The 8916-nt window shown below is 63.5% G+C and carries 8 protein-coding genes; 6 read left to right on the top strand and 2 right to left on the bottom strand.

Features of this window, described 5'->3' with window-relative positions:
* The coding region (locus ENZ74_RS12355) for an efflux RND transporter periplasmic adaptor subunit (RefSeq protein WP_127312789.1) at positions 1 to 756 on the bottom strand (756 nt) is incomplete at its 3' end.
* A gap of 244 nt (positions 757 to 1000) precedes the next feature.
* Here ENZ74_RS12355 and ENZ74_RS12350 point away from each other — a divergent pair.
* Entirely contained in the window at positions 1001 to 2278 is a 1278-nt protein-coding gene (locus tag ENZ74_RS12350; RefSeq protein ID WP_013527918.1) for a 4-aminobutyrate--2-oxoglutarate transaminase, read from the top strand.
* Between the two features lie 30 nt (positions 2279 to 2308).
* Here ENZ74_RS12350 and ENZ74_RS12345 read toward each other — a convergent pair whose 3' ends face one another.
* Positions 2309 to 3562 (bottom strand): FAD-dependent oxidoreductase, encoded by a 1254-nt coding sequence (locus ENZ74_RS12345; RefSeq protein ID WP_063169984.1) that lies wholly within the window; start codon positions 3560 to 3562, stop codon positions 2309 to 2311.
* Positions 3563 to 3995: 433 nt separating this feature from the next.
* Here ENZ74_RS12345 and ENZ74_RS12340 point away from each other — a divergent pair, with 433 nt between their 5' ends.
* From ENZ74_RS12340 to ENZ74_RS12320, 5 genes are all read left to right on the top strand, one after another.
* Positions 3996 to 5285, top strand: coding sequence for an imelysin family protein (locus tag ENZ74_RS12340; RefSeq protein ID WP_063170455.1), 1290 nt, complete (start codon positions 3996 to 3998; stop codon positions 5283 to 5285).
* 112 nt (positions 5286 to 5397) lie between these two features.
* Positions 5398 to 5709 (top strand): (2Fe-2S)-binding protein, encoded by a 312-nt coding sequence (locus ENZ74_RS12335; protein ID WP_013527915.1) that lies wholly within the window; start codon positions 5398 to 5400, stop codon positions 5707 to 5709.
* The gene (bfr, locus tag ENZ74_RS12330) at positions 5675 to 6160 is read left to right on the top strand and encodes a bacterioferritin (RefSeq protein WP_013527914.1); all 486 of its coding nucleotides are present in this window, start codon (positions 5675 to 5677) and stop codon (positions 6158 to 6160) included. Before ENZ74_RS12335 ends, bfr begins: the two co-directional genes overlap by 35 nt.
* Positions 6161 to 6172: 12 nt before the next feature.
* Complete coding sequence (locus tag ENZ74_RS12325) at positions 6173 to 7774, top strand: di-heme oxidoredictase family protein (RefSeq protein WP_063169985.1); 1602 nt, start codon at positions 6173 to 6175, stop codon at positions 7772 to 7774.
* Positions 7774 to 8853: an imelysin family protein gene (locus ENZ74_RS12320; RefSeq protein ID WP_063169986.1), complete on the top strand. Its 1080-nt coding sequence runs from the start codon at positions 7774 to 7776 to the stop codon at positions 8851 to 8853. Before ENZ74_RS12325 ends, ENZ74_RS12320 begins: the two co-directional genes overlap by 1 nt.
* Positions 8854 to 8916 lie beyond the last annotated feature (63 nt).

Here is an 8916-nt window from a genome sequence, read left to right as displayed (position 1 = left end):
CGGTTCGCACACCCGCGTGATCGTCACCGCTGGCGATGCCGGTGTCTTCGCGTTCAGCGTCTCCTGCACGTTGAACACCGCGTCGCGGTCGCCGTCCTCGGCGACGGTGAAGACGGTTTGCGCGGCTTGCACCACTTGGCCGGTTTCGACTTGGCGGGCGGTGATCACGCCGGCGGCACCGGCCTTGAGCTCGGTGAAGGACAGGTTTTGCTGGGCGTTGGAGAAAGCGCTCTGCGCGGCTTCGACGCTGCCTTGTGCCACCTTCAGGGCCTGGTCCGCGGCGTCATAGTCGCGCCTGGTGGTGAAGCCCTGCGCCAGCAGCGTTTTCTGCCGCTCGAAGGCGGCAACGGACTGGGTCAGTTGCGCCTTGGCTGCATCAAGATCGGCCTGCGCCGAGCGCAGGTCGGATTCCTGCTCCTGCGGGTCGATGCGGGCGAGCACCGTGCCTTGATCGACATGCTGGCCGACATCGACAAACCGTTCGGCGACGCGACCGCCGACCCGGAACGACAGATTGTTCAGCGTACGCGCCGCGATCACCCCGGTCAGCGAAGTCCTTGGCGCATAGTCGGCCATCGCCACCGTTTCGGTGCGCACCATGATCTGCAGTTTCTTGTCCGCCGCTTCCTGCTTCTGACAGCCGGCCAGAAGCAGCGCCGCCGTGCAGGCGAAAAGCGCCGGGGCGGCTGGAAAAGACAAAAGACCGGGAGCTTTGACCGATGGCTGCGAGACGGGCGAAGTCACGTTCCTGCTCATGGGCTCTCCCGACCGCGGGCCGCTCGCTGATCGCGGTGCCTCGCGGCCATCCAGAGGATAGTCGATCCCCGGGAAAAGGAAACCGGTCTCGTACGTGTATCGCCCGACTGGCTAAGCGCCGGGATCTGCCCACCGCAGGCCCAATCGCCTGCCGGTGGTGCCGACTTGAGGAAAACGTGAAATAAGGTCAGAAGACATCTCAACGGCATCAAACAGGACGGGCGCCGGCCCGGTGAGGGATACGATGAAGAATTCAGCCATTTCCGAACGCAAGAACCAATCGATTTCCCGCGGCGTCGGCATGACCACGCAGATTTATGCCGACCGGGCTGAGAATTCGGAAATCTGGGATGTCGAGGGGCGTCGCTATATCGATTTCTCGTCGGGCATCGCCGTCGTCAACACCGGGCATCGCCATCCCAGGGTGATCGAGGCGGTCAAGGCACAGCTCGACCGCTTCACCCACACCTGCCACCAGGTGGTGCCCTATGAGAGCTATGTGCGCCTGGCCGAACGGCTGAACGGCATGCTGCCCGGCAAGTTCGAGAAGAAGACGATCTTCGTCACCACCGGGGCCGAGGCTGTCGAGAACGCCATCAAGATCGCCCGCAATGCCACCGGCCGTCAGGCGGTCATTGCCTTCGCCGGCGGCTTCCATGGCCGCACCTTCATGGGCATGGCGCTGACCGGCAAGGTCGTGCCTTACAAGGTCGGCTTCGGCGCCATGCCGGGCGATGTCTACCATGCGCCGTTTCCTGTGCCGCTGCACGGTGTCTCGGTCGCCGACTCGCTGGCGGCGCTCGACCGGTTGTTCAAGGCCGATGTGGATCCGGCGCGCGTCGCCGCCATCATCATCGAGCCGGTTCAGGGCGAGGGCGGCTTCTACGACGCGCCGCGGGATTTCCTGGTTGCGCTGCGCAAGCTTTGCGACCAGCACGGCATGCTGCTGATCGCCGACGAAGTGCAGACCGGCTTTGCCCGCACCGGCAAGATGTTTGCTATGGATCACCATGAGGTGGCCGCCGACATCACCACCATGGCCAAGAGCCTGGCCGGCGGCTTTCCTCTGGCGGCGGTCACCGGCCGCGCCGAAATCATGGATGCGCCCGGCCCCGGCGGGCTCGGCGGCACCTATGGCGGCAGTCCGATCGGCGTTGCCGCGGCGCACGCCGTGCTCGACGTGATCGAGGATGAAAAGCTGTGCGACCGCGCCAATACGCTGGGCGCAAGGCTGAAACAGCGGCTGCAGTCGATCCGCGACGACGTGCCCGAGATCGTCGACATCAGAGGTCTCGGCTTCATGAACGCGGTCGAGTTCAACGACGTCAAGAAGGGCCTGCCCTCAGCCGAGATCGCCAATGCGATCCGGTTGAAGGCGCTCGACAAGGGCCTGATCCTGTTGACCTGCGGCGTCTACGGCAACGTCATCCGCTTCCTGGCGCCGATCACCATCCAGGACGAAGTCATGAACGAAGCACTCGACATTCTGGAAAGCTCGATCCGCGAAGTCTGCGCCGCCTGATCAGTAAGGTGCCGCGCCTGAGGGACGGAATTATCCCGCCGCTCTGGCGGGCTCATTCTCGAGGAAAGCAGCCAGTGCCGCTTTCAGCCCCTCGGGGCCAGCGGCCACCGTCTGCGGCGTCGGCGAGAAGCCGGCGCCCAACATCTTGCGGCCAAGCATATGGTCGCCCGGACGGTTGACCGATTCGATGCCGAGCAGCCGGTCGCCGGCATAGTGGTAGATCGAGAATTTGTTGTCGGGAAGGCCGCCCAGCACGACATGGCTGTCGCCGCCGGCGGTCAGGCCGACCATCTGCAGCTTCATGTCGCCGATGTCGGACCAGAACCATGGCACCGCAGAATAGGCGTCGGCATGGCCTGATATCGTGCGCGCGGCAAGCCGCGCCTGGTCGGTGGCATTCTGCACCGATTCCAGCCGCACGTCGCCGCCGGTGAACCAGTGACGGTAAGAGGCAGCATCGCCAATAGCGAGAATCTCCGGCACCGAAGTCCGCATCTGGTGATCGACGCGGATGCCGTTGGCGATGCCGAGGCCAGCTTCCTGTGCCAGTTCGACATTCGGCACGGCACCAATGCCGACAATGACCATGCGCGCCGGCAGTCTTTCGCCTGACGAGGTGATCGCGGCCACGACATGACCGTTTTCGCCTTCGAGCCCGGCGATCGAGGTGCCGGTGAGGATGCGCACGCCCGTCGCTTCCAGCCGTTGCCGGACGTGGCTCGCCACCACCGGCGCCACGGCGCGGCCGAGCAGCCGGTCCACCGCCTCGACCACTGTCACCGTGCGGCCGGCGGCCCTCAACGTGGCTGCGATCTCCAGCCCGATGAAACCGCCGCCGAGGATGACGACTTCGTCGGTTTGCGCGCTGAGGTCGCGAATCAGCCGCGCATCGGCCAGCGAGCGCAGCGACAGCACCCCGGACAGATCGGCACCGGGCAGCGGCAGCGTGCGCGGGCGCGAGCCTGTCGCCAGGATCAGGTGGTCGAAGGCAAGCGCACCACCGCCGGCAATATCCAAACTGCGGCGTCCGGCATCGATGCGATCGATCCTGACGCCAGGCCGGTAGTCGATGGCGCTGCCGGTGTAAAAGGCCTCGCCGCGCAAGGGTTGTGGCTTGGCCTCGGCATCCTTGATGAAGGTCTTCGACAGCGGCGGCTTGTGGTAGGGCAGTTCGTCCTCATCTCCGACGAGGATTACCGGTCCGTCATAACCGTCCTCGCGCAGACTTGCGGCCGCTTGCACGCCCGCATGGCCCGCGCCGACAATGACCACACCGTTCTTCATCGCACTCAATCCCGATTCTACCCTAGGATGTTCCGCCAGATGGCAATTGTCTGGCACCGCTGCAAGCGAGCTTTTGCGGGTCGCATCCGGGATGGCGGCTGTCAATCGCACAGTTCAGCGGCAAGACCGGTGCAGGAAAATGCATAAAGTTGACAGTCGCAGTTTAGAATAATTCTAAACTGTTGTTTCGATTGACTTTTCTTGCGGATTGTCATTGACATCCGACGGTGTCGCAGCTTTATGGAAGCTCGCGCGTCAGCGCATCCCTTTAATGTCTGGGCCTTGAACCCTTTCGATTGGAGGCATTTTGGTGTCTTTCTTCCGCGAACCGCGCGATGGCGCGGCATCTCTTGCGCCCAATGGCCCGCAGATGGCCTGGCGCCGGTTGCTGCGCGCGCCGTTTACAGAATTTCCGAGAAACTGGAGAGTGATCATGACAGCACGATATGGCAGCAGGCTTGCGGCGATCGGCGCCACTGCCCTGCTGACGGCGGCGGTATTCGTGTTGCCGGCAAAGGCGGAAACCGATGTAAAGGCGGTCATCAAGACCTATTCCGACATCGCGCTCGCGAAATACGAAGATTCGCTGACCACCGCGCAGGCGCTCGACAAGGCGGTCGACGCGCTGCTCGCCACGCCATCGGTGGAAACCCTCAACGCTGCCCGTGACGCCTGGAAGGCATCGCGCGTTCCCTACCAGCAGACCGAAGTCTACCGCTTCGGCAACAAGATCGTCGACGACTGGGAAGGCAAGGTGAATTCCTGGCCGCTGGATGAAGGCTTGATCGACTATGTCGCCAAGAGCTACGGCACCGAATCGGACGCGAACGCGCTCTACACGGCCAATGTGATCGCCAACAAGGAGATCGAGATCAACGGCAAGAAGGTCGATGCATCGAAGCTTTCGCCGGAATTCCTCTCCGGCACGCTGCAGGGAGCCGGCGGCATCGAGGCCAATGTCGCCACCGGCTATCACGCCATCGAATTCCTGCTCTGGGGCCAGGACCTGCATGGCACCGGCCCGGGTGCCGGCGAGCGCCCCGACACCGACTACGACCTCAAGAACTGCACCGGCGGTAATTGCGACCGCCGCGCCGAGTATCTGAAATCGGCCAGCGACCTTCTGGTTTCGGATCTTCAGGAGATGGTCGGCAACTGGAAGGAAGACGGCGCCGCCCGCAAGGCTCTTGTCGATGGCGAGCCGAACACGGCGATCTCGACGATCTTCACCGGCATGGGCTCGCTGTCCTACGGCGAACTGGCCGGCGAGCGCATGAAGCTCGGCCTACTGCTGCATGATCCGGAAGAGGAGCACGATTGCTTCTCCGACAACACCTACAATTCGCATCTCTACGACGCCATCGGCATTCGCGCGGCCTATCATGCGAGCTACACGCGTCTCGACGGCACCATCGTTTCGGGTCCTTCGGTGGCCGATATGGTGAAGGCGGCCGACCCGGCGATCGACAAGGAACTGTCTGACAAGCTCGATGTTTCGGTCGCCAAGATGGAGGCGATCAAGGCGCGTGCACTGGCCGGCGAGGCCTATGACCAGCAGATCGCCGAGGGCAACATTGAGGGCAATGCCACCGTCCAGGCGGCGATCGATGCGCTGATCGATCAGACCAAGTCGATTGAGCGCGCCGTCGGCTCCCTGAAGCTCAGCACCATCGCCTTCGAAGGGTCCGACAGCCTCGACGCGCCGGACAAGGTGTTCAAGTAAGGGGTAAACGACGGAGACTGACCCGGAGCCGGACAACCGGCTTTGGAACGGCCTCCGCCAGAAGATCAAGCCACACGGCGCGGGAGACGCCGTCAGCCAGCCGAGCAAGCCAATGCTGATTTGTCATTGCAACATCATCACCGAGAAGGAGATCGAGCAGACGATCGTCGGGCTGCTGGACCAGGATCCCTGGCAGTTGATCGTGCCGGCGAAGATCTATCATGCAATGCAAAAGCGCGGTCGCTGTTGCGGCTGCTTCCCAAATGTGGTGGAAACGATCATTCGGGTCACCGAAAACTACCACGCCCGCTCGGAGGCGAGCGGCGTGGATGTCGTTTCACACCTGGATCGCGTCAGAGGCCTGCGCATCCAATACGGGAGCAGAATTCATGAAAGGCGATCCGCAGATCATCGAGCGGCTTAACGAGGCCCTTTTTCTGGAGCTTGGGGCCGTCAATCAGTACTGGGTGCATTTCCGTCTGCTTGAGGACTGGGGATACGCGAAGCTGGCAAAGAAGGAGCGGGCGGAATCGATCGAGGAGATGCACCATGCCGACAAGCTCGTCGCCCGCATCATCTTCCTCGAAGGCCATCCGAACCTGCAGTCCGTGGCGCCGCTGCGCATCGGGCAGAACGTCAAGGAAGTGCTCGAATCCGACCTTGCCGGAGAATATGACGCACGTACCGCCTACAAGCGTTCGCGCGAAATCTGCAACGACGCCGGCGACTACGTGACGATGAAGCTGTTCGAGGAATTGCTGGCCGACGAGGAGGGTCACATCGACTTTCTTGAGACGCAGCTCGACCTGCTTGCCTCGATCGGCGAGGAGAAATACGGCCAGCTCAACGCCGCATCGGCAGACGAGGCGGAGTAAGGGCATGCGGGAATGCGGCGCCTGCTAGAATTCGTGCGCCGCTCGCGGCGGGCCAATGGCTCGCCGCCCCCTGAGAAGACGCCAGCCGGATTGGCGCGTCGGCGCTGTGTCATGCTCGTGTTGGCGCTTACCTCTTCGGCGATGGCGGGTGATCTTCAGCCGGCCGGCTTCGCTACCACGCGCACCGACCTCAATGCGAAGGATCAGGCGCGCGCCATCGCCGTCACCAGGCCGACCACGGATTTTTCCAGGCCAGAGCCGTTCGAACTGATGCAAGGTGGCGCCGGCACGTCCCGAAAGGACGTCAGCCGCGATTCCTTCTCGCAATCCTCGGCCAACCTCACCTTCGAGGAACAGGGCGACTTCAAGCTTGGCAATGCCCTTTTCCGCAAGAACTGGGTCTCGTCGCCATCCTCGACGCAGGCGTCGGACGGGCTCGGCCCGCTGTTCAACGAACGTGCCTGCCAGAACTGTCATCTGAAGGACGGCCGCGGCCGCCCGCCGCAAGGCGACGCCGGCACCACGTCGATGTTCCTGCGGCTGGCCCGCGACGCCAGCAGCGTGGAAGAGAAGGCGGCGCTTGCCGACCATGAGGTGCTCAACTTCCCCGACCCGGTCTACGGCAGGCAATTGCAGGAGCTCGCCGTACCCGGCCTGCCCGGTGAAGGCAGGATGCATATCGACTATCAGGAACGTAAGGTAGAGCTGACGGACGGCGCTGTGATCTCCTTGCGCAAGCCGAGCTATTCGGTTGACGGCCTTGGCTACGGGCCGCTTGACCCACGCACCACACTGTCGCCGCGCCTGACCCCGCCGATGATCGGCCTGGGCCTGATCGAACAGATCGCGCCGTCTGATATTCTCGCCCAAGCCGATCCGGACGACAGGGACGGCGACGGCATTTCCGGCAGGCCGAACATCGTGCGCGATAGCCTGAACGGGGAACTGACGCTCGGCCGCTTCGGCTGGAAGGCGCAGACCGCGTCGATCCGCCAGCAGGCGGCGGATGCCTTTGCCGGCGACATCGGCATCTCGACGCTCGAAGAGCCGAGGCATTGGGGCGATTGCACTGCTGCGGAGGCAAAATGCCTCGCCATGCCGAACGGCGTGCAGCAGCGTCTTGGCCCGGTCGAGGCGCCGCCGCCGGTGATGGATCTCGTCACCTTCTATTCGCAGAACCTGGCCGTGCCGTCGCGCCGGGACCTCGACCGGCCGGACGTGCTCGCGGGCAAAAAGACATTCTACGAGATCGGCTGCATTGCCTGCCATACGCCGAAATTCGTCACGCGCCGCGATACGCCCAATAAGGCGCAGGCCTTCCAGTTGATCTGGCCCTATTCCGACTTCCTGCTGCACGACATGGGGCCTGATCTGGCCGATGGCCAGGCCGTGGGCGATGCGACGGGCAATGAGTGGCGCACGCCGCCGCTGTGGGGCATCGGCCTGACCGAGACAGTCAACGGCAATTCCTTCTTTCTGCATGACGGGCGCGCGCGCAGCCTGGCTGAGGCGATCCTGTGGCATGGCGGCGAGGCGCAGAAAGCGCGCGACCGTTTTGCCGCCGCTAACGCGACCGAGCGTGACGCATTGCTCAAATTCCTGGAGTCACTGTGATGTTCAAGCGTTCTGCATTGTTTTTCGCTCTTCCGCTGGCCCTGCTGGGCGTTGTCCCTGCGTCGGCGGCGGTCAAAGCCTCCGACATCATCCAGCGGGCGATCGATGGCTTCGTCCGCCCGGCCTATGCCGGCCTGCACGAGCATGCGGAAGCCTTGACCGGATCCATGCGCAAGCTGTGCGTCACGCCCTCGCAAGGAGAGCTCGATGCCGCACGCGCCGAATTCTCCGCCACCGTCTATGCCTGGTCGTCAGCCGAAATCATCGGCTTCGGGCCGATCAAGGAGAACAACCGGCTGGAACGCATGCTGTTCTGGCCGGATCGCAAGAGCATTGGCCTGAAGCAGGTGCAGGCGGCGCTGTCGGCGAAGGATCCAACCGCCACAGATCCGGCACAGCTGGCCGGCAAGAGCGTCGCCATGCAGGGGCTGGGCGCGCTGGAGTTCGTGCTTTACGGCGACGGCGCCGATGCACTGGCCGGCAAGGATGATTCCTACCGCTGCGCCTATGGCACTGCTGTTGCCGGCAACATCGAAACCATGGCCGGCGAGGTCAGCGCCGCCTGGAACAAACCGGACGGCTTTGCAGCGCTTTGGGCCAATCCGGGGCCGCAGAACCCGCTCTACCGCGACGGCAATGAAGCGGTGACCGAACTGGTCGGCGTCTTCATCAACGAGCTGGAAATGGTGCGTGACGTGCGCCTGAAAGGGTTTTTCGGCGGCAAGCCGGACGCGGACAAGCCGAAACAAGCGATCTATTGGCGCTCGCAAAACACCACCGCGTCACTGGCCGGCAATCTCTCCGGCATCGATACGCTGTTCCAGGCCTCGAAACTTGGCGACGCCCTGCCGGCCGATGCGCGCTGGATGGCCGAAGCGATCCACATCCAATTGGTCAACGGTGTCGCCACCGCCAAGGCCGTCAGCGGTCCAATCGACAAGGCGCTTGCCGATCCGGCATTGCGCGACAAGCTCGATCATTTCGCGCTGATCACCTCCAGCCTGTCGACCCTGATCGGGACCAGGTTGACCGCTGAATTCGGCCTGACCGCAGGCTTCTCCTCGCTGGATGGGGACTGAATTGAAAACCCCGCTGATAGATCGCCGCGATTTCCTGAGAGCTGCAGGCGTTGGCTTCATGGC

Origin of the sequence: Mesorhizobium sp. M7A.F.Ca.CA.002.15.2.1 (assembly GCF_003998715.1) — a bacterium.
In the GTDB taxonomy this organism is placed as follows: Bacteria; Pseudomonadota; Alphaproteobacteria; order Rhizobiales; family Rhizobiaceae; genus Mesorhizobium; species Mesorhizobium ciceri.
This window is presented reverse-complemented; position numbering and strand designations above follow the sequence as displayed.